The organism is Thioclava kandeliae (assembly GCF_040297545.1).
GTDB lineage: Bacteria > Pseudomonadota > Alphaproteobacteria > Rhodobacterales > Rhodobacteraceae > Thioclava > Thioclava kandeliae.
The window spans coordinates 223,094-247,313 of the sequence record NZ_JAYWLC010000001.1; the positions used below are offsets into that span (position 1 = coordinate 223,094).

The 24,220-nt window shown below is 61.8% G+C and carries 21 protein-coding genes; 9 read left to right on the top strand and 12 right to left on the bottom strand.

The window, feature by feature from the left end; genetic code table 11:
- Nucleotides 1–90 precede the first annotated feature (90 nt).
- The 5 genes from VSX56_RS01110 (at nt 91) to VSX56_RS01130 (ending at nt 3,523) form a co-directional block, all read left to right on the top strand.
- On the top strand, nt 91–897 hold the full coding sequence (locus VSX56_RS01110; RefSeq protein WP_350934225.1) for an alpha/beta hydrolase family protein: 807 nt from the start codon (nt 91–93) through the stop codon (nt 895–897).
- Nucleotides 898–952: 55 nt separating this feature from the next.
- On the top strand, nt 953–2,002 hold the full coding sequence (locus VSX56_RS01115) for an enoyl-CoA hydratase/isomerase family protein (RefSeq protein ID WP_350934227.1): 1,050 nt from the start codon (nt 953–955) through the stop codon (nt 2,000–2,002).
- A gap of 112 nt (nt 2,003–2,114) precedes the next feature.
- Nucleotides 2,115–2,477, top strand: coding sequence for a hypothetical protein (locus tag VSX56_RS01120; RefSeq protein WP_339112351.1), 363 nt, complete (start codon nt 2,115–2,117; stop codon nt 2,475–2,477).
- A gap of 162 nt (nt 2,478–2,639) precedes the next feature.
- The gene (locus VSX56_RS01125) at nt 2,640–3,053 is read left to right on the top strand and encodes an excinuclease ABC subunit A (protein WP_350934229.1); all 414 of its coding nucleotides are present in this window, start codon (nt 2,640–2,642) and stop codon (nt 3,051–3,053) included.
- An 11-nt stretch (nt 3,054–3,064) separates the two neighbouring features.
- Nucleotides 3,065–3,523, top strand: coding sequence for a hypothetical protein (locus VSX56_RS01130; RefSeq protein ID WP_339112349.1), 459 nt, complete (start codon nt 3,065–3,067; stop codon nt 3,521–3,523).
- Here VSX56_RS01130 and VSX56_RS01135 read toward each other — a convergent pair.
- Both VSX56_RS01135 and uvrA read right to left on the bottom strand, forming a co-directional pair.
- Nucleotides 3,520–3,918 carry a DUF4260 family protein gene (locus VSX56_RS01135; RefSeq protein WP_350934231.1) on the bottom strand — a complete coding sequence of 133 codons (399 nt, stop codon included), beginning with the start codon at nt 3,916–3,918 and terminating at the stop codon, nt 3,520–3,522. The two genes, VSX56_RS01130 and VSX56_RS01135, sit on opposite strands and share 4 nt — an antisense overlap.
- Entirely contained in the window at nt 3,915–6,770 is a 2,856-nt protein-coding gene (uvrA, locus tag VSX56_RS01140; protein ID WP_350934233.1) for an excinuclease ABC subunit UvrA, read from the bottom strand. Before uvrA ends, VSX56_RS01135 begins: the two co-directional genes overlap by 4 nt.
- A 256-nt stretch (nt 6,771–7,026) precedes the next feature.
- On the opposite strand from uvrA, the gene VSX56_RS01145 reads away from it, so the two are divergent.
- On the top strand, nt 7,027–7,392 hold the full coding sequence (locus VSX56_RS01145) for a rhodanese-like domain-containing protein (RefSeq protein ID WP_350934235.1): 366 nt from the start codon (nt 7,027–7,029) through the stop codon (nt 7,390–7,392).
- A gap of 30 nt (nt 7,393–7,422) precedes the next feature.
- On the opposite strand, the gene VSX56_RS01150 is transcribed toward VSX56_RS01145, so the two are convergent.
- The 6 genes from VSX56_RS01150 to VSX56_RS01175 all read right to left on the bottom strand — a co-directional run bounded on the left by VSX56_RS01150 (nt 7,423) and on the right by VSX56_RS01175 (nt 16,004).
- Nucleotides 7,423–7,662, bottom strand: a complete 240-nt coding sequence (locus tag VSX56_RS01150) for a hypothetical protein (RefSeq protein ID WP_339112345.1) — start codon at nt 7,660–7,662, stop codon at nt 7,423–7,425.
- Between the two features lie 209 nt (nt 7,663–7,871).
- A complete protein-coding gene (gene lpdA / locus VSX56_RS01155; protein WP_350934238.1) occupies nt 7,872–9,266 on the bottom strand; it encodes a dihydrolipoyl dehydrogenase in 1,395 nt (464 codons plus the stop codon).
- Nucleotides 9,267–9,336: 70 nt separating this feature from the next.
- Nucleotides 9,337–9,945 (bottom strand): DUF924 family protein, encoded by a 609-nt coding sequence (locus VSX56_RS01160; RefSeq protein WP_339112343.1) that lies wholly within the window; start codon nt 9,943–9,945, stop codon nt 9,337–9,339.
- A 122-nt stretch (nt 9,946–10,067) separates the two neighbouring features.
- Nucleotides 10,068–11,468: an MFS transporter gene (locus tag VSX56_RS01165; RefSeq protein ID WP_350934240.1), complete on the bottom strand. Its 1,401-nt coding sequence runs from the start codon at nt 11,466–11,468 to the stop codon at nt 10,068–10,070.
- Nucleotides 11,469–11,617: 149 nt separating this feature from the next.
- On the bottom strand, nt 11,618–12,667 hold the full coding sequence (queA, locus tag VSX56_RS01170; protein ID WP_350934242.1) for a tRNA preQ1(34) S-adenosylmethionine ribosyltransferase-isomerase QueA: 1,050 nt from the start codon (nt 12,665–12,667) through the stop codon (nt 11,618–11,620).
- A 7-nt stretch (nt 12,668–12,674) separates the two neighbouring features.
- Nucleotides 12,675–16,004 (bottom strand): hypothetical protein, encoded by a 3,330-nt coding sequence (locus VSX56_RS01175; protein WP_350934244.1) that lies wholly within the window; start codon nt 16,002–16,004, stop codon nt 12,675–12,677.
- Between the two features lie 237 nt (nt 16,005–16,241).
- Here VSX56_RS01175 and VSX56_RS01180 point away from each other — a divergent pair, with 237 nt between their 5' ends.
- The 3 genes from VSX56_RS01180 (at nt 16,242) to VSX56_RS01190 (ending at nt 18,747) form a co-directional block, all read left to right on the top strand.
- The gene (locus tag VSX56_RS01180; protein ID WP_350934246.1) at nt 16,242–16,718 is read left to right on the top strand and encodes a peroxiredoxin; all 477 of its coding nucleotides are present in this window, start codon (nt 16,242–16,244) and stop codon (nt 16,716–16,718) included.
- Nucleotides 16,719–16,946: 228 nt separating this feature from the next.
- Nucleotides 16,947–18,257 (top strand): DUF5930 domain-containing protein, encoded by a 1,311-nt coding sequence (locus tag VSX56_RS01185; protein ID WP_339112339.1) that lies wholly within the window; start codon nt 16,947–16,949, stop codon nt 18,255–18,257.
- On the top strand, nt 18,247–18,747 hold the full coding sequence (locus tag VSX56_RS01190) for a bactofilin family protein (RefSeq protein WP_339112338.1): 501 nt from the start codon (nt 18,247–18,249) through the stop codon (nt 18,745–18,747). The genes VSX56_RS01185 and VSX56_RS01190 overlap by 11 nt, the downstream gene beginning before the upstream one ends.
- A 53-nt stretch (nt 18,748–18,800) precedes the next feature.
- On the opposite strand, the gene VSX56_RS01195 is transcribed toward VSX56_RS01190, so the two are convergent.
- From VSX56_RS01195 to VSX56_RS01210, 4 genes are all read right to left on the bottom strand, one after another.
- A complete protein-coding gene (locus VSX56_RS01195) occupies nt 18,801–19,535 on the bottom strand; it encodes an SDR family NAD(P)-dependent oxidoreductase (RefSeq protein WP_350934249.1) in 735 nt (244 codons plus the stop codon).
- A gap of 54 nt (nt 19,536–19,589) precedes the next feature.
- Nucleotides 19,590–20,141 (bottom strand): P-loop NTPase family protein, encoded by a 552-nt coding sequence (locus VSX56_RS01200; protein WP_350934251.1) that lies wholly within the window; start codon nt 20,139–20,141, stop codon nt 19,590–19,592.
- Between the two features lie 238 nt (nt 20,142–20,379).
- Nucleotides 20,380–21,507: a peptide chain release factor 2 gene (prfB, locus tag VSX56_RS01205; protein ID WP_339112335.1), complete on the bottom strand. Its 1,128-nt coding sequence runs from the start codon at nt 21,505–21,507 to the stop codon at nt 20,380–20,382.
- Nucleotides 21,508–21,601: 94 nt separating this feature from the next.
- Entirely contained in the window at nt 21,602–24,166 is a 2,565-nt protein-coding gene (locus VSX56_RS01210; RefSeq protein ID WP_339112334.1) for a penicillin-binding protein 1A, read from the bottom strand.
- Nucleotides 24,167–24,220 lie beyond the last annotated feature (54 nt).

Genomic DNA, 24,220 nt, shown 5'->3' on the forward strand with positions numbered 1-24,220 from the left:
CCGGCACGAAAGCCGCCCCTCGGGGCGGCTTTTTCTATTTGCGGAACAGCTGCGGCCACGGCGGGGTTGAGCGGGAGAAAGGATCTCCCCATGTTTGATACGTCAAAACCCACCGCCACATTCCCCGAGCCGATCCGCCATAATCTGGACGGCATCCCCGTGCTGGCGCAGCCGCCCGCAGGAGAGATCCGCGGGATCTGGTTGCATGTTCCGGCCTATGAGCTGTCGAAGGAGGATGCGCTCCCCGTCCTGCAGCGTGCCGCGCGTCTGGGCTATCTGGGCGTCAGTTTCGACCCCTGGATGATGGGCGCGCGCACCATCCCCGAAGACACCGATGACGACACCCGCCGCGCCCGGATCTTTGCTAATTTCCGGCGCAATTTCTGGCCGATCCTCGGCCAGACCGCGATCGAGGTGCCACGGGTGCTCGACTGGGCCGAGGCGGAGTTCGGCATCCATGCGCCCATCACCATGACCGGCCATTCGATGGGTGGCGATATTGGCGTGGTGGCCATTGGTATGGATAAGCGCATCACCAGACTGGCCGCTGTGGTGGGCACGCCCGACTGGACCCGCCCCGCCGCGCGCGATCTGGAAACCCAGACCACCTTCATGGATCTCGGGCAGGCCGACTGGCATGCGCGCTTCTTCCATGATGCGCTGGACCCGATGACCCATCCCGAACGCTATGCCCATGGTCCGCGCATCGCCTTCATCCTTGGCGGCGATGACGAGCATGTGCCACGCAACGGGGCCGAGCGTTTCCGGACCGATCTGGTGGAGCGCTACGGGCTGGAGAGTGTCACCATCACCTATCTCGACGGCAAGACCCATATGGATTTCATGGACTATGATTTGTGGTGGGACGAGGCTGTGGCGCAGCTGCAGGCACAATGAGCTTGCGGCCATCGGCCACCTGCCCCACCATTGCCCCGAACGAGGAGGACCCCGAATGGACGACGTGCAGACCCGTATCCAAGGCCGTGCGGGCCGGATTACCCTGACCCGCCCCAAGGCGCTTAATGCGCTAAGCCACCCAATGTGTCTGGAGATCGAGCGCGCGCTTGATCAGTGGCGCGAGGACGGCGCGGTCGATCTTGTGATCATCGATGCCGAGGGCGAGCGCGCCTTTTGTGCGGGCGGCGATATTGCCGCTGTCTATCATGCGGGCCGCGCGGGTGATTATGCCCTGGGCCAGGAATTCTGGCGCGACGAATACCGGATGAATGACAAGCTCGCCCATTACCCCAAACCCATCGTGTCTTTCATGCAGGGCTTCGTCATGGGCGGAGGTGTCGGGCTCGGCAGTCATGTCAGCCACCGGATCATCGGGCATTCGACACAGGTCGCCATGCCCGAATGCGGCATCGGGCTGATCCCCGATGTGGGCGGCACCTGGCTTCTGGCGCGCGCACCGGGACATATCGGCGAATATCTGGGGCTGACCGGCGCCCGTATGGGACCATCGGATGCGATCTTCGCGGGCTTTGCCGACAGGGCAATCCGCGAGGCACAATGGCCCGCGCTGATCGACGAGCTTTGCGACACTGGCACGGTCGCAGCACTCCCCGCGGGCGAGACGCTCGGGGACGGACCGATCGCGCGGGCGCGCATGACGATCGACCGTTGTTTCTGGGGTGAGGATATCGCCGCCATCCAGTTGAAGCTGGAAACCGCAGGCGACAGTTTCGCGCTCGAGACACTGAAGACCATGCAGCAGAAATCGGCACTGTCGATGGCGGCCACCCTGCGGCTGATCCGCATGGCGCGGGAGGCGAGTAATATCCGCGAGGCTCTTTCGAACGAGTTCCGCTTCACCGCACGCGCCTGCCAGTATGGCGAATTCATCGAAGGCGTGCGTGCCCAGATCATCGACAAGGACCGCCGACCGATCTGGCAATTCAAGGCGGGTGACGTGTCGGAGGACCGGCTCGGGACGCTCCTGTCACCGCTTCCAGAAGGATTGGCTATCGATTTTGGCGCACAAGCAGCCCCAGCTTAAGCAAAGCTGAAAAGTTCCCTCAACACAAAAAAGTTTTTCTTTTAAAAACAGCAACAAAAATCCGACGGAGCACGTTTAAAGGACATCTGAAATAGAAATACGGAGCTGTTATATGAAACGCTTTTTGATGTCCGCCTCTGTCGCCCTCGTTGCAATGTCCGGCGCGGCTTTCGCCGACCAGCATGGTGCAAATAACTGCGCCCCGGGTCAGAAATGCCCCCCCGGCCAATCGCAGAAAGTGGATAACCACAGCCAGAAGCCGCAGGCCAAAGGCGAACAGCACGCACAAGCGACCAAAGCTTCGGGCCATAGCGCTCCGGGTCATGCCCCTACAGCCGCTCAACTCAAGCGCCTGCCGGCTCCGCCGAAAGGTCAGGAATACCGTATCGTCAACGACAAGGTTGTCCGCATCGACAGCGATACGCTGAAAACCGTGGCGGCCATTGGCCTCGTCAGCGCGCTGCTGAGCAACTAAGGCACTTGCCTGTCTTTCCCGGCCGGGCATCCCAGCGATGCCCGGCTTTTTTTCGCCAATGCTCTTGGCGGAGTTCGGCAACAAGCCGCGCAAGCCACATTCCGCTTATGGAACATTTTCAGGGCTATGCGCATTTCTTACCCAACTCGAAAGGAGTACGTCATGCACAAGACCATTAAAACGTCGATGATCCTCGCCACCACTCTCTCGCTGGCACCGCTGGCGGCGCTGGCAGATCCGCCGTGGCAGAAGAACGGCCATGGCCTGCCCCCCGGGATCGCCAAGAAAATGGATCACGGGCATCACGATGATGACCGGGTGATCGTCATTGACCGCGACCGCGATGACCGCCGCGCCGATGACTACCGCGATGGCTATCGCGACGGGGCCCGTGCGCGCCACGATTGGCAGCGTGGTGTGCGTATCGACCGCGACTATGTTGTGATCAACGACCCGCGCCGCTATGGTCTGGATCCGCGCTACACCTACTATCGCAGCTACGATCAGGTCTATCGTGTCGACAAGACCGGTCAGATGCTGGCACTGATCGGCGCGGTAAGCTCCATCCTCAACTGACCGGAGACGGCATGTCCCGTTTGACACCCAATATGATCTGCACCCTCGGCGCGACCGCCGGGGGTGTTTTACTGAGCGTGGCTCTGGCAGCACCTCTGGCCGCCCAGACCGTCATAAACGGCGGCAATGCGTTGAATGCCCCCAAAAACCTTGCAGGGGCAGAGTTGGTTCGCCAGCAGCCCGAAAGCGAGCGGACCTGCAAGACGCTTTCCACCGGCTCGACTTTCTGCCGTGTCCCCACAACGGACGGCACCAAAGGGCGCTGGGTTCTGCAGGGCGAGAAGAAGCCCGATTTCGCCGTGGGCGACAGCTTTCCTATCTACAAGCATTCGATGCTGATGGATCTGCGCCGCTACAGCCTGCCCGACGTGGATGGCGACTGGCGCTATTACAAAGTCGGACGCCATATCTACCGCGTTGACCCGCGTAGCAAGAAGGTGATCGCCGTGGTCAAAGGCAGCTTCGACTAACCCTTGCGCCCCAGTTGCCCAAGATCGGTGTCCTGAAATCCCGCGCGCCGCTTCAGCCCGAAGCCGAGCGCGCGGTCAATGCCTGCATGGCCAAGCACAACAAGCCCTGCTGCCACCAGCCACGGAGTGGCCGTGTCGGCTCCCCAACCCGCCGCGCCCAAGGCCGCGATCCCCAGACCGAACCCGTAGATATGGCACAGGTTATACGTGATCGCCCCCGTGGCAGGGCCGAAGAGATAGCCGAAAAACGATAGATCGGGCGCCAGAAAGATTACCGGCCAGACCCACCACGGCCAATCGGGCTCAAGCATATAGGCCAGATAAAGCGCCGCCCCGCCAACCGCGAGGCCCTCGAGGCGGCGCCACATCCGGTCCTGAGCCTGATCCGCGATCATTCAGCCGCGACTTTCAGCCCCAGCATCGGCGCAAGATACCGCCCCGTATGGCTGCGCGAAACTGTAGCCACATCCTCGGGTGTGCCGACGGCCACGATCTCGCCGCCGCCATCACCGCCTTCGGGGCCGATATCGATCAGCCAGTCAGCCGTCTTGATGACATCGAGATTATGCTCGATCACCACCACCGTATTGCCTTGATTGACCAGCTCGTGCAGCACTTCCAACAGCTTGCGCACATCCTCGAAATGCAGACCCGTGGTCGGCTCGTCGAGGATATAGAGCGTGCGGCCCGTCGAGCGGCGCGAGAGTTCCTTTGACAGTTTCACCCGCTGCGCCTCGCCGCCCGAAAGCGTGGTCGCCTGTTGGCCCACCTTGATATAGCCAAGCCCCACTTCCATCAGCGCATCCATCTTCTCGCGGATCGAGGGCACCGCCTTGAAGAACTCCTGCGCATCTTCCACCGTCATATCCAGCACATCGGCAATCGACTTGCCCTTATACTGGACCTCCAGCGTCTCGCGGTTATAGCGTTTACCGTGGCAGGTCTCGCATTCGACATAGACATCGGGCAGGAAGTGCATCTCGATCTTGATGACGCCATCCCCCTGACACGCCTCACAGCGCCCGCCCTTCACGTTGAACGAGAACCGCCCCGGTTTGTAGCCGCGCGCCTGCGCCTCCGGCAGACCGGCAAACCAGTCGCGGATCGGCGTGAAGGCACCGGTATAGGTGGCGGGGTTCGACCGTGGCGTGCGCCCGATGGGACGCTGGTCGATATCGATGACCTTATCCAGATGTTCGAGCCCCTTGATCGTCTCGCAGGGTGCAGGCGTCTGCTTGGCACCATTGAGCCGCATAGATGCCGTCTTGAACAAAGTCTCTAATGTCAGGGTCGATTTCCCGCCGCCCGACACGCCCGTCACACAGACGAACTTGCCCAGAGGAAACTCGGCGGTGACATTTTTCAGATTGTTGCCGGTGGCCTCGACCACCTTGATCTTCTTACCATTCCCCTTGCGGCGCGTCTCGGGGACCGAGATCTCGCGCTTGCCCGACAGATACTGTCCGGTGATCGAGGCCGGATCCTTGGCCAGTTCCTCGGGCGTGCCATGCGCCACCACACGGCCACCATGCACACCGGCCCCCGGACCGATGTCGAAGACGTAATCCGCATGGCGGATCGCATCCTCGTCATGCTCGACCACCAGCACCGAATTCCCCTGATCGCGCAGGTTCTTCAGCGTGGTCAGCAGGCGGTCATTATCGCGCTGATGCAGCCCGATCGAGGGCTCGTCGAGCACATAGAGCACGCCGGTCAGACCGGAACCGATCTGGCTCGCCAGACGGATCCGCTGGCTCTCGCCGCCAGAGAGCGTGCCGGCCGCGCGTGAAAGCGTCAGATAATCGAGACCGACATTGACCAGGAACCCCAGACGCTCGCGGATCTCCTTCAGGATCGCGCGGGCGATCTCGTTCTTCTGGTGGCTGAGCTGCGAGGGCACGGTATCGACCCATGCAAAGGCATCCTTGATCGACATCTCGACCACCTGCCCCACATGCAGCCCTGCAATCTTCACGGCCAGTGCCTCGGGCTTCAGACGGTAGCCGTGACACGCCCCGCAAGGACGGGTGTTCTGATAGCGCTCCATCTCCTCGCGCGACCATGCGCTTTCGGTTTCGCGCCAACGGCGTTCGAGATTGGGGATAATGCCCTCGAAAGTGCGTTCGACCTGATAGACACGCCCGCCCTCGTCAAAGCGGAAGGGGATTTCCTCCTTGCCCGAGCCATGCAGGAACAGGGTCTGGATCTTCTCGGGCAGATCCTTCCACGGGGTCTTCTTGTCGAATTCGTAATGTTTCGACAGAGCGTTGATGGTCTGCGTCACATAGGGGCTCTTGGTCTTGGCCCACGGCGCCAGCGCCCCGCCCGCGATTGAGAGCGACTGGTCCGGCACCACCAGGCGGTCGTCGAAGAACATCTCGACGCCCAGCCCGTCACATACGGGGCAGGCCCCGAAGGGCGCGTTGAACGAGAAGAGCCGCGGCTCGATCTCGGGGATGGTGAAGCCCGACACCGGACAGGCGAATTTTTCGGAAAACGTGATCCGCTCCCCCTCGCCCTCACGCGGCGCGGTCTCGAGAATGGCAATGCCATCGGCCAGATCAAGGGCTGTGCGGAAACTGTCGGCAAGCCGTGTCTCCATCCCCTCGCGCACCACGATCCGGTCCACCACCACATCGATATTATGGCGGAACTTCTTGTCCAGAACGGGCGGCTCCTCGAGTTCGTAGAACTCGCCATTGACCTTCACCCGCTGGAAACCCTGCTTGCGCAGTTCGAGGAATTCTTTCTTATACTCGCCCTTCCGGTCGCGCACGATGGGCGCCAGAAGATAGCCGCGCGTGCCCTCTTCCATCGCCATCGTGCGGTCCACCATATCCTGCACCTGCTGTGCCTCGATGGGCTGGCCGGTTGCGGGGCTAAAGGGCGTGCCAGCGCGGGCAAAGAGAAGGCGCATGTAGTCATAGATCTCGGTCACGGTGCCGACCGTCGAGCGCGGGTTCTTCGAGGTGGTCTTTTGTTCAATCGAGATTGCCGGCGACAGACCCGAGATATGGTCCACATCGGGTTTTCCCATCATATCGAGAAACTGGCGCGCATAGGCCGAGAGGCTCTCGACATAGCGCCGCTGCCCTTCGGCATAGATCGTGTCGAATGCCAGAGAGGACTTCCCCGACCCCGAAAGACCGGTGATCACCACGAACTGGTCCCGCGGAATATCCAGATCGACATTCTTCAGGTTATGTTCCCGTGCGCCACGGATTTCGATGGTTTTAAGATCGGGCATTTGGACCTCCGGTTGCCTTGGACCCATAGATAGGCGCATGCAGGCAAAACGCCAATGGGATTTAGTGAACAAATTACGAACGTCAGCCAAGGAACTTGTGCAAATCCACCGCGATCAACGGCGACGCCTGCCCAAGAGGCAGAAATACCGGAAGATGGTCGATGTGCTGATCAAATTTCCGCCCATGCCTCAGACACCCCCTTGCATATGGGCCCGCATTGGCACCATGTCACAGGAAATTTCCAAGGAGCATGACATGTTCGGTTTCCTGCGCCGCCGCGGCAGCGCCATCCCCAGAATCGATGCAGCCGAGGCCCTCACGCGGGTGCGTGCAGGCACGCTGACCCTGATTGATGTGCGCGAGGCCGGCGAGCTGCGCCAGACCGGACGCGCCAAGGGCGCGTTGCATATTCCGGTGGGATCGCTCCTGAAACTGGCGCATCCCGAGAGCGCGGAATGCCTGCCCGCGCTCGAGACCTGCCCGCCTGTCGCGCTCTACTGTGCCTCCGGTGCCCGCGCCGAGAATGCGGCCAAGATGATGCTGCAGATGGGCTATACGGAGGTCTATACGATGGTCAGCCTGCGTTACTGGCAGGATGCGGGTGGCGAGATAACTGCCTGACCCAGGTCAGGTAGCTATCCCGCGAGATCCTCAACCCAACCAGCCCCCATCGGGCGCGGCGCAGCCTACAGGCGGCAGGGTTTTGCCAAAGGTCACGTGAAGCTTCGCGCAGCCCCATGCGGCGACCGGCGCGGGCATCACGCGATTGAGCGCGATCCCCACCTCGTCATAGGGCGTATCGGAATTGGTGACATACATATACCAGCGCCCGCCCGCCATCACGATTGCGGCGATCAGCGCCACGACCAGAACATTCACGACCTTTGCCATATATATATCCCTCCTTGCAGATCTGCGCGTAGTTGCGGCAAGACCGGAAACAACCACAAGGCAAAATTCCTGTTTTCAGGCCCCGCAAGGGCCAGTGCGCGGGTTCTTGCGCGAGCCCCCCGCCTGCGGGCGGAATTCCACCGCAAATCATCCCGAAATGCAGAACGCCCGCCTGAAAAGGCGGGCGTTCATGGTTATGGATCCGGCACTCAGAAGTGGATCGCGATCCCGTAGGCATCGAGCACGGCTTCATGCATCGATTCCGAAATGGTCGGGTGCGGGAAGACGGTATGCATCAGATCTTCCTCGGTGGTCTCGAGCGTGCGCCCGATCACGAAGCCCTGGATCATCTCTGTCACTTCCGCGCCCACCATATGCGCGCCGAGCAGTTCGCCGGTTTTCGCATCGAACACGGTCTTCACCATGCCCTCGGGTTCGCCCAAGGCGATCGCCTTGCCATTGCCGATGAAGGGGAAACGACCGACCTTGACCTCATGGCCCGCGGCTTTCGCCTTGGCCTCCGTCATGCCGACGCTTGCGACCTGCGGCGTGCAATAGGTGCAGCCCGCGATGGTGCCTTCCTTGATCGGATGGGCATGTTTGCCCGCGATCAGCTCGGCCACCATGACGCCTTCATGGCTCGCCTTATGGGCCAGCCACGGTGCGCCCGCGATATCGCCGATGGCATAGAGACCGTCCACACCGGTGCGGCAGAACTCGTCCACCACCACATGGGTGCGGTCGACCTTCACGCCCAGCCCCTCGAGGCCCAGACCCTCGACATTGCCCACAATCCCAACAGCAGAGATGACGGTATCAACTTCAATCGTCTCGGTCTTGCCGTCTTTTTCCAGCGTTGCGATGACCTTATCGGCCTTGCGGTCGAGCGATTTGACATTGGTCTTCTCGCGGATCTTCATGCCCAGCTTCTCGAACTGCTTCTTGGCGAATTTCGAGATTTCCTCGTCTTCCACTGGCAGAACGCGATCCATCACCTCCACAACAGTGGTCTCGGCGCCCAGCGTATTGAAGAAGGAGGCGAATTCGATACCGATCGCACCCGAGCCGATCACCAGAAGTTTCTTCGGTTGATGCGGCGGGTTGAGCGCGTGCTTGTAGGACCAGACGCGTTTGCCATCGGCCTCAAGACCGGGAAGGTTGCGCGCCCGCGCACCGGTGGCCAGCACGATGTTTTTCGAGGTCAGTTCCTCGACGCCCTTGTCGGTCTTCACCGAAACGGTGCCTTTTTTCGGCAGCGTCGCCTCGCCCATGAAGACAGTGACCTTATTCTTCTTGAGCAGGTGGCCGATGCCGCTCGAAAGCTGCTTGGCCACACCGCGCGAACGTGCCACGACCTTATCGAGATCGTAGCCGATCTTCTCGGCGCTCAGGCCGAAATCTTTCGCGCGCTCCATCAGGTGATATACCTCGGCCGAGCGCAGGAGCGCCTTGGTCGGGATACAGCCCCAGTTGAGGCAGATGCCCCCGAGATGCTCACGCTCGACGACGGCGACATTCAGCCCGAGCTGTGCACCGCGGATCGCAGCAACATACCCCCCCGGGCCCGCGCCGATCACGATCATGTCGAAGCTTTTGGCGGCCATGCGGATTCCTCCATCTGAAAACTAGTTTGGTATTAAACTAGTTCTGTCACCGGATCAATCACCGCTTGCCCTAGAACTGGTCTTCGCGCGAAATCGTCGCCGCGGGAAGGGTTATGCTCATTTCTTCGCCCTGCCGCAGCAAGGCATGCCCGCCATTCCACAGAAACCGCGCCTCCTCCTCGGTCGAGCGGCGGCCGATGATCTCATTACGCCACGGGAAGCGTCCGAACCGCGCGATGACCGCCTGACGCAACCGCGCATCCAGCACCGACCCTTCGGGCATCCGGTCACGGAACAGCGCCACCCCATGCGCCTGTGCAACGGGATCCTCGGCATGGATGTAGGGAAAATAGAAAAACTGGCGCAGCGGCCCGGCAACCTGCAGGTCATAGCCCCGCGCGGTCGCGACATGCGCCATATCGAGCGCCTGCGCTTCGGCGGCCCAAGCCTCGGGCGCGGCGCGGAACATATGGCGGGGCATCTGGTCCAGAAGAATGATCAGCGCCCATGCCCCCTGCGCGCTCTCGAGCCAACCATCAAGCGTGCCCACCCGTGCCTTCCGCCAGAGCCGCGCAAAGCGGCGGCGCATCTCCTCATCAAGGTCGCCATCCTCCCCGAACCAGCGCTCGGGGCCCATCTGCGCACACCAGAAACCGGTGATATTGGCAATCTGCTCCAAACCCTCACCTCCCCAATTCCATTTTAGGGACGAGCCTGTCAGGTTCTGGCCGTGTTGCAAGCCCTGAAAGACAGGGGCACGGAGATTAGCCCCGAAGCAAGGGCCTCAGCGGTCGGAACCGCCTATCCCTGACGCTCTTCGGTATTGGTGCCATATGCCGGATCGGCAGCCCCCTCGAAAGGTGTATCCCCTTCCTGGGGATCAGCCGGCAGTGGCAGCGCCATACCAGAGGCGGCTTCGGCGGCGCGCAGATTGTCATGCGCTTCCGCCTCGGCGCGGGCCTCGGCATCGGGGTCATCGGTCACCGCATCGAGCGTATAGTTCACCGCATAGGCCGTCACGGTGGGCGAGAGCACGGCGAAGGTGCCGGTATCATCCGAGGACGGCGCCGCACGTTGGGTCATCCGGTAGAGACCATAGGCTGTCAGGCAGGCAAAGAGCACGCTGATGAACAGGAAAAAGGCCTGCGGGCCGAAGGTTTCCATCATCCAGCCGGTCACCACCGGCCCCGCCACCGAGCCGATCCCGTAGAGGAACATCAGCCCCGCAGAGGCCGCCGCCATCTCGGCGCGATCGAGGAAGTCGTTCGTATAGGCCACAAGGATGGAATAGACCGGATTGGAGATTGCCCCCAAGAGGGCTGCCATTGGCAGCAGCACAGCGAAACCGGGTGTGGCGATGAACAGGTAGAACATGGCTACGGCGGCAATTGCCGTCAGCACGGTCACCATCTGCCGCCGGTCGAGCCTGTCGGACAGATAGCCCAGCGGGTATTGCGCAACCAGTCCGCCGACATAGATGGCCGAAACGAAGAGCGAGATCTCTTTCACATTCAGCCCCGCCTGCGTGCCCCAGACCGACACCATCCCGAACAGAGCCGAGAAGATACCACCCATCAGGAAGATTCCGATACATCCGAAGGGCGAGACCGTCCAGAGCCTGCGGAAGCTCATCCGCGTCTCTGTCGAGAAATCGGGCGCGCGCCCCGCCGAAAGCAGGATCGGCGTGAAGGCCAGCGACACGAGAATTGACGGGATGACAAACAGGAAATATCCCGACGGATCGCCCACATTCAGCATCAGCTGCGCCGAGACGATCCCGATGGATTGAACGATCATGTAGGCCGCCAGAAGCTGGCCGCGATTTTCCTTGTCGGCGCTCGAATTGAGCCAGCTTTCTGCCGAGATATACACCCCGCAGAACGAGAAGCCGATCAGCACGCGCATGAACGACCAGGCGATCCAGTTGGGCGCTGCCGCATAGGCGATCAGGACAGCCGAGATCAGCGAGCCAAGCGCCGCGAAGACCCGCACATGGCCGACCCGCCCGATGAGTCCCGGAATGGAGCGCGACCCGATCAGGAACCCCGCGAAGTAGCCCGTCATGACGATGGACATCTCGTAGGTGCCGATCCCCTCCAGCTGGCCACGGATCCCCAGAAGCGTGCCCTGCATGCCGTTGCCGACCATGAGCAACATCACACCCAGCAACAGTGCCCAGCTATCCTTCACCGCAGCAAACATCGAAAGCTCCCAATCCTGTGCCCGAACCGTGGCACAAAGCCGACATCCATGTCGAGAATCAAACATCCCCGCTTGGCGGTCAGCTAGCCCTCATGGTCCTCACTGTCCAGCTTAGTCTGCCCATTTTCGGTGCAAGTTTGACTAAAGGGTCAAGGGATTAGAAGCGAGCTGTCGCCATAGGAGAAGAACCGGTAGTTATTCGCCACCGCATGAGCATAGATCTCGCGGATACGTTCGGGGCCCATCAGCGCCGAAACCAGCATCATCAGCGTCGATTTGGGCAGGTGGAAATTTGTCATCAGCGCATCGGTCACGGCGAATGTGAAACCGGGATAGATGAAGATATCGGTGGTGCCACGGAAAGGCGCGATGGCCCCTGTCTCGCGGGCGGCCGATTCAATCAGGCGCAGCGCCGTGGTGCCCACCGGAATGACCCGCCCGCCTGCGGCTTTGGTGGCGGCGATCTCGGCGGCAGCCTGCGTAGTGATCTCGCCCCATTCGCTATGCATCTTGTGGGTGGTCACATCATCGACCTTCACCGGCAGGAAGGTGCCCGCCCCCACATGCAGCGTGACTTCGGTGAACTCCACGCCCTTGGCATGGAGCGCCTCCAGAAGCTCGCGGGTGAAATGCAGGCTCGCGGTGGGCGCGGCCACGGCCCCCGAATGGCGGGCAAAGACCGTCTGGTAGTCATCCTTGTCCTGCGCATCGGGTTTGCGCAGCGCCGCGATATAGGGGGGCAGCGGCATCGCGCCCGCCTCGGCCAGTGCCGCGTCGAAATCCTCGCCCGACAGATTGAACCGCACGGCCAACCGGCCCTCGGTCATCTCCACCACCTCGGCCGAGAGATCGGCGGAGAAGCGGATCACCTCGCCCTCTTTTACCTTGCGCAGCGGTTTGGCCAGCGCCTCCCATGCACCATCGGCACGCGGCTCGAGAAGGGTCACTTCCACATTGGCCGTCACCTCGCCCTGCGCGGACTGGCGTGTGCGCGTGCCCGAAAGCCGCGCGGGGATTACCTTGGTGTTATTGAGAACCAGCCTGTCGCCCTTCTGGAACACATCGACCAGATCGCGCACATGCAGGTCGCGGATCCCGCCGCCTTGGGCCAGTAACAGTTTTGCCGCATCGCGCGGGCGGGCGGGCCGTGTGGCAATCAGGCCCTCGGGCAGGTCGAAGTCGAAATCCGAAAGATGCATCGTCGTCTTATTCTGTGCTCAGCGCGGGCGGATCGCTCCGGAACAGGTCGCGGAACATCCCCGGCGTGAAGATGGAAAGCGGGTTGATCGAAACTTTGGGCGCGGTCTTCGATCCCCGCAATGTATAGGTGAAGCCGAACAGGCCTTCTCCGCGTCGGCTCAGGATCTGGCCTATCCCGTTGACGATGTAAAGCGGAGAGATCACCCCTTCCATATCGAAGACGCCGGACTGGGTGAAGTAATTGCCGTTGAGCGTGACCCCCATCGAGGCCCCCGTGGCGCGGCCTTCGCTGATCGACACGCCTTTGGGCGTCAGCTTGAAATCGGCGGAGGCGTTGTTGAACACGATCCCGTCGCCGTTGAGCTGCTCGAGAAGGCCCACGATAGAGGCCGCCGACAGCATGGAGGCCAGTACCGGCGCCTTGATGATCTTGAGATTTCTGACGCGCAACTGGCCCTGATAGCTCCGGTCGCCGGTTGGCGAGAGGTTCAGGGTCATCTGCCCGTCGCGGGCATTGTCGAAGAGTTTCGCCGAGGCCAGCACACCGCCCGCATCACGGGTCTCGACCCGCACGGCGGGACGGCCCGAGGCCGAAGGTCCGACCGCGCCGGACACCACCGCGCCACCGTTCAGCCGCGCATCGAATGTCCCGTTGAAGCCTGCGCGGGTGTTGAACTGCCCCACCAGATCGGTGAGTTCGATCCCGTCGGTCACCAGAAGCCGGTCGAGCCGCACCGAAAGCGGTGTGGTGCCCGAACTGCCGCCCCCACCGCCCGCACTATTGGGCAGATCCGACAGGGTCAGCCGCCCGCCCCTGATGGCCACTTTCGGCGGCAGGTTGCGCCCCTGCCCGATCAGGTCCGCCGCCCCGTTGAACCAGCCGTCGATCGACAGAGCGTCAAACCGCGCTCGCTCCAGCCCCTGACCATCGGCGCGCAGCGAGACCGAGCCTGCGGCCTTGAGCCCCGGCACATCGAGAGCGATGCGATCCACCTTGACCGGCTGGGTCAGCGCGCCGCTGATCGCCAAACTTCCCGACGAGCCTTGCGCCTTGCTCCAGCCGATCTGCGGGATCGAGAGCCCGATCCCCTTCATGTCGCTGCGGATGGAATAGGTCACCGGATCGCCCGTCACCATATCCAGATCGAGCGCGGCCCATCCCTCGCCCGAGAGGATATTGTTGGGCAGCGCCACGCCCAGAGCTTTCAGCCCGTCGGGGGTGATATTCAGATAGCCCTGAACCTGCGAATGGCCCGCTTCCTCGGGGCTGAACTTCTTGATCCACCATGCATCGAATTTCTGGTCCTGGAACAGACCGCGACCGCCAATGCGCAACCCGTTCTCGGAATCGGCCAGCAGCTTCATCTCGCGCGAGCGCAGCACCTTTCCGGGCACGATCTTGTCGCTATAGACATCGGTGAGCGTCGCACGCACATCATATTTGAAATCCGAGGGCTGGAGATGTTTCTCCAGCGGAAACTCCAGATGCGTGCGCGCCACGGCCCAACCGGTGGCAATATCGGTGCTCTTGCCCGCTTTCGACAGGAAATTGAAGGGCGGCTCATCCATCAGCGAGAGCGCCGCGGGGATCGGCGAACGGGTCACCAGATCGACCTGCATCGGCGCGGGCTTGAGTTTGATGTCGGGCACTTTCAGGGTGGTATCGGCCACCTCGATCGGGCCGCCATTGGGGGCGGTAACCTGCCCCTCCTCGACCATCATCGAATAGGTCTTGCCATCTAGATTGGCAAACCCGCGCCCGTCCTCGATATGGGGCAAGGTCTTGACCGCGCGCACATCGGCACCGCTGAACTCGTAGCCCAGATCGATGCGCGGATCATGGCTGGGCGCGATACGGATCGCCGCGCGCACATTATAGAGCGTGCCATCGGCGATATTCTCCTCGGCCCATGTGCGGGTATGCGCCACCAGTTTCGGCGGCCAGAGCGCCAGCAGGCCCTTCGAGGAAATCCGGCTGATCCCGCTATCGAGGGAGACCTGCCAGCCCTGCGGGCTTGCGGTGATCCTGCCCTTGGCAGAGAGGCGCGTCCGGTCCTCGATCAGCTGGGCCTGTCCGATATCCACGCGGAACGGGTCCAGACCGATACGCAGGTCAATGGCCCCTTCCGAGAAATGCGCGGGCTCCTCGAGCACGCCCTCGGGATCGAGCTGCAGATCATCGAGCGCCACTTGCGCCAGCATCTGGCGCGGCAGGCCCTTGCTGAAATCGCGCAAGAGGATCGAGCCGTTGGCCTGAACGGCGGCGGCAGCGCTGCGGACCTCGAGACGGCTCATCTCGATGCGCTGGTCCTGCTGGTCGTAATGCAGCTCAAGCGCCGCACTCTCGAAGGGGATCGGCTGCGAGCCTTCCACAGGGCTCAGCGCCCCCGCCCCGATATCAAGCTTGGCCACCATCCCCGAGACAACACCCTGATCGTCTATCGAGCTTTGCAGCGACCCCGAGATCGGCGCATCAAGCACCGACAGCCCCGCCAGCGCGGGTGATTGCACCGCCAGATCCCGCGCCGGCACACCGGTGACTGCCGCGCCGAATTGCGCGCGCGGGGAGTTCTTGTAGGTCGTAGCGCCCAGGGCCAGCTGCGCAGGCCGGTCGTTCTGGTCGCCAACATTCAGCGACAGGCTGGCGGAGATGCGGTCGGCTTCCTGTGTCAGGCGGAACTGGCCGTTCGAGACCCGCCAGACACGGCCCAGACGTTCATCATCGAGCCGGATATCGATGGTATCGGCGCGGACCTCGGACAGATCGCGCAGCACGGGTGTGGCAAAGGCCGCCTCGATCGCATCAGTGACATCGGACAGGCTGTCGATCTCGAAATGTTGCATCTCGCCCTGCCCGAGATTGATATCGAAAGAGCCGTCGGCAAGACGGCGCATCGCGATAGCCGCCCCCTTCAACGTGACCGAGGACAGTGCGATCCGGCGCTGCAGGAGGGGCGTGGGCATCACGGCGGCCTGTACCTCGGGCAGCACGGCGATGGGCCGCCCCGAGGGGGTGAGCAGCTGCACCGAATTCAGCTGCACCTGCGGGCGCAGCCCGCTTGCGATCACCAGATCGATCCCGCCCGAGAACCGCGCCTGCAATGTCGCCCCGAGCGCCTGATTGACGCGCGTCTCGATCTTGGCGGTCACGCTGGCAGGCACCCGCATCGGATGATGGGTGAGCGCCGCCCAGACCAGAACCACGAAGAGGCTCACAACAGGAATGGTCACCAGCGCCAATAGCCACAAAAGCGCCCTGCGCAGCGGGCGCCGCTTGGGCGGCGGTGACTGACCGGCCTCGGCCGTCTTCGGAAGATCGGAACTCTCTATGCTCACGCGCCTGTCCTGTTGCGGCCTGACCGCCTTCACGCAATAGCCCTTGCGGGCCGCTCCTATGCCGGACGGCGGGTGCCGACCTGTTTTCGGCCAACCCCATCCCTCACCGCCAGCCATAACCGGAAAACGGGACCAATCCGCGAAAGAGGCTCTTGCCTCCCACGGGCTGACAGATAGAGTTCGTCCGGAAATCATCTAGGCCGTGTTTGGGCTTAGAGACAAGCAAAAGGATAGAAAATGGCGACTATCGGCGAGTTGGCGCCCGAATTCACCCTGCCGCGCACAGAAAATGGCGGCAGCGAAACCGAGCTGAGCCTGAGCGCACTGCGCGGCCGCAAGGTGGTTTTGTATTTCTACCCCAAGGACAATACGCCCGGCTGCACGACCGAGGCGCTGGAGTTCACGCGACTGTCGGAAGATTTCGCAAGTGCCGATACCGTGGTGCTCGGCGTGTCCAAGGACAGTCTAAAGAAACACGAGAATTTCTGCGCCAAACATGATCTGAACGTCATCCTTCTGTCGGATGCCGAAGGGCAGACCTGTGAGGATTATGGCGTGTGGGCGGAGAAATCCATGTATGGTAAGACCTATATGGGCATCACCCGTTCGACCTTCCTGATCGACCGCGACGGCACGATTGCCGCGCATTGGCCGAAGGTCAAGGTGGCGGGCCATGCGGCAGAGGTTCTGGCAAAAGCTAAAGAACTGGCCTGAATCCGTTAATTATCACCGCCCCGCTCTCGGCGAGTTTTCGCTGACGTGAAGGATTGTGCCGCCAAACGGCGCCGGTGCGACAAGGAATCAGGTTGTCACGGGGGGTGCGCGGTTGGTAATCCCTTTCCAGCCGCGCGCAATAGCGCCACATCAATGAAGTCGCACAGGTGACAAATCGGCCACATCCGCCAGACGGACAGGCCCATATCGAAGAGCAGGACAGCCCCTTTGCCCCGACGTCTACTGGATCGAACCAATTCTGCGCTGGAGCGTTTCCTTCCGGAGCAGCGCCTTTTCATGAAGTCGGACGACTCGACCCGTTTCCTGCGGTTGCGCCCCCTGACACAGGCATCGGTTCTGGCAGTGGGCACGGTCCTGTTTGGCTGGTCCATCGTGGCCACCTCGCTCCTGTTCATCGACAATATCTCGGAAGGCTCGTCCGAGCAGCAGGCGGCCATCTCGCAGAAAGCCTTCGAGGACCGCCTCGACAGCCTGTCCTCCGAACGTGACAGCCGCGCCTCCGAGGCGCTGGCCGCGCAGGAACGGTTCCAGACGGCGCTGGGTCAGGTGAGCCAGATGCAATCGGCGCTCCTGCAGTCCGAAGAGCACCGGCGCGAACTGGAAACCGGCCTGCATGTGGTCCAGCAGACCCTACGCCGTGTAATGAATGAACGCGATGCGGCCAAAGACGAGCTGGCGGGCCTCCAGACCGGCAGTGACGGCAGCGTCAACCCCGCCGCCCGCACCGCTGATATGTCCGAGACGGTGAAGATGCTCTCGAACGCTCTGGGCGATGTCGCCACCGAGCGGGACGATGCCACCAAAGAGGCGCAGGCCGCACGGCAGGAGACCGAGCAGCTGGCCCTGTCGAAGCGCCAGCTGGAGCAGCGCAACGACCAGATCTTCTCGACGCTCGAGGATGCCGTGACGATCTCGATGGCACCGTTCGACAAGATGTTCAAACAGGCGGGTCTGAATACCGACAAGATCCTTGCCGAGATCCGCAAGGGCTATTCGGGGAGCGGCGGGCCTTTGGGCGTGACCATGTCCTCCAAGAGCCCGGCAGCCCTGACCGAGGATGACAAGCGCGCAGCCTCGATCCTCAAGAAGCTCGATGAGATCAATATGTATCGCATCGCCGCCGACAAACTGCCCTTCCAGCTGCCGCTGAAATCGCAATTCCGTTACTCTTCGCCCTATGGCTACCGCTGGGGCCGGTTGCACGCGGGCGTCGATATGGCCCTGCCGGTCGGCAACCATGTGTTGGCCCCTGCCGATGGCGTCGTGATCGCCTCCGAGGTCGAGCACGGCTACGGCAACGTCATAAAAATCCAGCACGAATTCGGTGTTTCGACCGTATACGGGCATTTGTCGAAACGCCGTGTGAAAAAAGGCCAAAAGGTCTCGCAAGGTGACTGGATCGGTGATACGGGTAATACTGGTCGGTCGACCGGACCGCATCTGCATTATGAAATCCGGCTCGGCGGAAAGCCCGTCGATCCGATGACCTTCATCAAGGCTGCCAAGAATGTTTTCTAAAAGCAAAATCCACGAGCCCGGTTCCAAATCCGGAGACACCGAAATCAGCAAGCCCGACACCGGCATGCCGCCGTCGCGCAGCGAATTCGCTCCCTCGTCGGGGCCGGCCCGCGCGAAACCCGGCGCATCGGTTCTGTCTTCGGACTTGACCATCACCGGCAATATCCGCACCACGGGTGATGTGCAGGTCGAGGGCGTTGTCGAAGGCGACATCCGCGCGCATCTGCTGACCGTGGGCGAGACCGCGACCATCCGTGGCGAGATCGTGGCCGACGATATCGTGGTCAACGGTCGTGTGATCGGTCGCGTGCGCGGCCTGAAGGTGCGTCTGACCTCGACTGCCAAGGTCGAAGGCGACATCATCCACAAGACCATCGCGATCGAATCCGGTGCGCATTTCGAGGGCTCCGTTCAGCGTCAGGAAGACCCGCTGCAGACTGGCGAGACCACGCCCAAACTTGCCCCGCCGGTGGCTGCAAGCGAAGACTGATTTCTCGCGAGAGGATTAGTGAAAAGGGCGGCCAACGGGTCGCCCTTTTTACATTACAACAGACGTTTCGTCAGGCGCAGCGATAGTGCATAGGGCAAGCGTTGCAGGAGCTTCAGCCCCAATGTCAGCTTCTTGGGGAAATGGGTCTCGAACCCGTCGCCCGCCAACCCATCGGCCACGGCCTTCGCCGCCTCCTCCGGCTCGATAATGAAGGGCATGTCGAACTGGTTCTTCTGCGTGAGCCGCGTGTTCACGAAGCCGGGCGAGACAAGGCGCACATCGATGTCGGGCGCGTATTCCACCCTCAGGGATTCCACCAGATTGATGACGCCCGCCTTGGTCGCCGAGTAGAACTGGCCCTTCGGAAGCCCAAAATAGCCTGCGACCGAGCCGAAGATCGCCAGTTGCCCGCCCTGCCGCAGCACAACCGGCGCCGCCTGTGCAAAGCCCAATGTGCCCAAGAGGTTCACCCGCAAAAGCGCCTCGGCCTTCTCCCAGTCGATCTCGCGCACCAGTCCCGGATCATAGAGCGCTGCCGTGGTGATCATGCCGTCGAGCTGCCCCTGCCCGATCTCGGCCACCGCCGCGTCTAGGCTCGCCCGCTCCGACAGATCGACCGTCAGGACGCGGTGGGCGGGCCCCAGCCGGTCCTGTAGATTGCGCAACGGCTCTTCGGAGCGCGCTGACAGGATCAGACGTGCCCCTCTCGCAGCCAGCTCGACCGCAAGCGCCTCGCCGATCCCCGAGCTGGCGCCGACAAGCCAGATCACTTTGTCTTTGAAATCCATTGGGCATCTCCTTTCCATTCCCTACGCCGGAACGGACAAGGAGTTCCCTGATGCTTACGCAGCGACCAGATGCCCCAGCTCGGCGAGGACGGCATTCTCGAGATCGGTGATCGCCCGCCCCCCCGACAGCTCCAGCACCGGAGCCGGCTGGCTCTTCAGCCACTCGCGATGGCGGTTTAGCGACCGGCCACAGAAATAGGGGTCGTCGTAGCTGGCAGCCCAGTTCAGGAATTTGCGGTAGATCTGCTCCATATCGCCTCCCGGTGCCACACGGGTGCCATAGCGCAGCACCTCGCGTTTACGCAGCCGTGTCAGTCGCAAGGGCGTAGGTGTGCGCAGGAAGATCACAAGATCGGCCTGTGAGAGGATTTCGTCCCCCCAGCCATCGCAGGCCCCCGCCAGCACCCAGCCCGCGTCCCCTTGTGCTTCACGGATCAGATCGCACCGCTCGCTTACGCAGCGCTTGCGGGTGAAGGGAATATCGGTCTCGGCCCAATAGCAATCATCGGTATCGATATAGGGTATCTGAAGCGTTTTGGAGAGCTGCTTGCCGAGGGAGGTAGAACCGGCGCCGGCAGCCCCTGTAATATAAATTCGTTGCGTCATGAAGCCTCCTAAATTTCCCGTTAAAGGGCCCTGTAGGCAGTCATTTAGTGTTTACAATTTCCTCCATCGGCCTAAGAAAATCAATCCGTTCAGCGATCACATCTCGCTCTTGCAGTAAAAAACTGCGCAATTAGATCAGATATATTCAGTTTTCATTCATCAAATTGGAAAAGGGGAGAGCCTTCGCCCTCCCCTTTTGCTCAATCTGTCAGCAGAGATTCGCGGAACCGCCCGTGGATCAATCCGCCGATTGCGCATCCGCGCGGGATTTGCCCTCAACGCCCATCGCAAGCGTCGCCGCCATAAGACCGTCCAGATCGCCATCCAGAACACCCTGGCTGTCGGAGGTCTCGTAGCCGGTGCGAAGGTCTTTCACCATCTGGTAGGGCTGAAGGACATAGGAGCGGATCTGGTTGCCCCAGCCTGCCTCGCCCTTGTTCTCGTGGGCCTCGTTGATCGCGGCGTTCCGCTTGTCGAGCTCCATCTGGTAGAGACGCGATTTCAACGCATTCATCGCGATCTCGCGGTTCTGGTGCTGCGACTTCATCGAGGAGGTCACCACGATATTGGTCGGCAAGTGGGTGATCCGCACGGCGGAGTCGGTGGTGTTGACGTGCTGGCCGCCCGCCCCCGATGACCGGTAGGTATCGATACGGATATCGGAAGGATTGATCTCGATCTCGATATTGTCATCGACCACCGGATAGACCCAGACCGAACTGAACGAGGTATGGCGACGCGCTGCCGAGTCGTAAGGCGAGATGCGGACCAACCGGTGCACGCCGGATTCCGATTTCAGCCAGCCATAGGCATTGGGACCGGTGATCTTGTAGGTGGCGGATTTGATGCCCGCCTCCTCGCCCGCGGTCTCGGATTCCAGCTCGACCTCGTAGCCCTTTTTCTCGGCCCAGCGGACATACATCCGCGCAAGGATCGAGGCCCAGTCACAGCTCTCGGTCCCGCCCGCGCCCGAATGGACCTCGAGATAGGTATCGTTGCTATCGGCTTCGCCATTGAGAAGCGCTTCCAGCTCCTTGGCGGCAGCGTCTTCTTTGAGGGCCTTCAGCGCAGTCTCCGCCTCGGTGATGACATCGGCGTCATCTTCCATCTCGCCCAGCTCGATCAGCTCGATATTGTCCTCGAGCTCCTGCTTGATGCGCTGATAGGTCTCGTATTTGTCCAGCAGCGCCTGACGGTCGCGCATAAGCTTCTGCGCGCGCGCCTGATCATCCCACAGCGTCGGGTCCTCGATCATGGCGTTGAATTCCTCGATCCGGTGCGGCGCCGTCTCGAGGTCCATCCGCTGGCCCAGAAGCTCGAGCGATTTCTTGATCTGTTCAACGATGTTCTGCGTCTCAGCGCGCATGTCGCAACGTCCTTTTCCTGTTCTGGCCGGTCATACAGAAAGACGGCCCCCTCGACAAGTTGCCGAAGGGGCCGAAAATCCGGTCCTGCGCGTGTTAGTAAAGCCCGCCGGCACTGATCGTGCCGAAATTGGCCCGCTGTTTGGGAATGATGGCGGTTTTGCCCGAGGAGGTCGTGACCGATGTGCTGCCGCCCTCATCCGTCTGACCGGGCGCAAAGAGCGGCAGGTTCGAGCCCATACCGAAGCCCCCATCGACCACCAGCCCCATACCGGCCGTCGATTGGCCATCGCGGATATATTCGGCCTGCACATAGTCGCCCGTCGCATCCGCCGAGACCATCTCGCCGGTGAAGCGGTTGAAGTTCTGCCAGTGGCCTCCCGGCGGCACGGTGAACTCGGTGCCACCGTATTTCTTCACCGCTTCCTTCATGAACTCGTTGAAGACCGGCACACAGAGCGTGCCGCCAAAGGCATGTGCCCCGAGCGAGCGCGGATTGTCATAGCCGATATAGCACGAGGCCACGATATTGGAGGTGAAACCCGTGAACCACACATCCTTGGAGTCGTTGGTGGTCCCCGTTTTACCCGCCACCGGCACGTTCAGGTTCACGCCACGGCCCGAGCCACGCTGGACCACGCCCTTCATCAGCGAGATCATCTGGTAGGCGGTGATCGGGTCGATGACCTGCTCGGCATTGGATTCGATGCGCGGGCCCTCGCCTTCGGGCAGCGTCTGGGCCGAGCAATCGTCACAGACGCGCTGGTCATGACGGTAGATCGTGCGCCCGAACCGGTCCTGCACACGGTCCACCAACGTCGGCTCCACCCGCTTGCCGCCATTGGCAAACATCGCATAGGCCGAAATCAGGTTGAACTGCGTGACCTCCTGCGCCCCGAGCGCATTGGCGAGGAACCGTTTCATCGGATGGTAGACACCCAGCTTCTCGGCAAGATCGGCAATGGTATCCATGCCGATCTCCTGCGCGATCCGCACCGTCATCAGGTTACGCGACTGTTCCAGACCGGTGCGCATCGGTGTCGGGCCGAAATAGCGGTTCGAGGCGTTTTTCGGGCGCCACATACCTTGCGGCGTGTTCACCTCGATCGGTGCGTCGACCACCACCGTCTCGGGCGAGAAGCCCGAATCCAGTGCGGCCGCATAGACGATCGGCTTGAAATTGGAGCCCGGCTGGCGCTCGGCCTGCGTCGTGCGGTTGAAGACCGAGGACTGGTAGGAGAAGCCACCCTGCATGGCCAGCACGCGCCCGGTATGCACATCCATCGCCATGAAGGCGCCCTCGACCTGCGGCACCTGCCGCAGGGTCCAGCGGATGAAGCTGCCATCGCTATCGGAGGTCATGGCGCGGACCATCACCACATCACCCACCTCCAGCAGATCGGAGGCCACGCGCGCCTTGCGCTCGAGCTTGCCATCCTTGTTCAGCTTGCGGGCCCATTGAACGTCCTTGGCAGGGATCCAGTTGCCCTTGCCCTCTTCCTTGATGCCCTCGATACCGATCCGCGCATCCTCGGAGGTCAGCTCGAGCACGACAGCAGGCATCCAGCCCTCGACATCGCGCGGCACCTTGTCGCTATGCACATCGGCAAGTGCGGCCCGCCAGTCGACCTCGGTGCCCAGCTTGTCCTTGGGAATGGTCACGCCCGTGCCGCGCCAGACACCGCGGCCACGATCGTATTCCTCCAGCGCGTGCTGCAGCGCGCGCGCCGCCTGTGCCTGCATATCGGGGTCGACGGTGGCACGCACGGTCAGACCGCCCGAGAAGAACTCGTCCTGACCGAAACTGCGCGACAGCTGGCGGCGGATCTCGTCGGTGAAATAATCGCGCGGCGGCAGCTGGTCACGGAAGGGCGCGTAATCGCCGTTCTGAACCGATTTCACCGGCAGTTCTCGCTCGGTCTTGTAGGTCTCTTCCGAGATATAGCCGTTCTGCCACATCTCGTGGAGCACATAGTTCCGGCGGTCTTTCAGGCGCTGCATATTGCGCACCGGATTGTAGTTCGAGGGCGCTTTCGGCATCGAGGCCAGAGTGGCGGCCTCATAGGGCTTCAGCTCCGAGAGCGGCTTGTTGAAATAGGTCAGCGAGGCGGCGGCCACACCATAGGAGTTCTGGCCGAGGAAGATCTCGTTGAGATAGAGTTCGAGGATCCGCTTCTTGGGGATCGCCTTTGACACCCGCGCGGCCAGAATGAGTTCCTTGATCTTGCGCTCGACCGAGCGGTCCGAGGAGAGCAGGAAGTTCTTCATCACCTGCTGCGTGATAGTGGAGGCCCCGCGGATATCATGTCCGCCAGTCTTCACAGCCTCGAAGACCGCCTGCGCGATCCCGACCGGATCATAGCCCGCATGATACCAGAAATTCTTGTCCTCGGCGGAGACGAACGCATCCTGCACGACCTTCGGGATCTCGTCGATCGGCACGAAGATCCGCCGCTCGGTGGCGAATTCGTCGATCAACCGGCCTTCGCTGTTATAAATCCGCGAGATGGTCTTGGGTTGATACTGCGCCAGCTGCTCGTGGCTTGGCAGATCGCGCGAATACATCCAGAAGACGGCCCCGATGGTCAGCGCAGCAAAGAACAGTGCCGTGACTATCCACGAAAAGATGCTGCCGAAGAAGGACAGGATAAATCGGATCAAGGTTCGCTCCTTACCGGGGGATGCCCGTTTTTCGGGAATTACCCGCAATTGTGC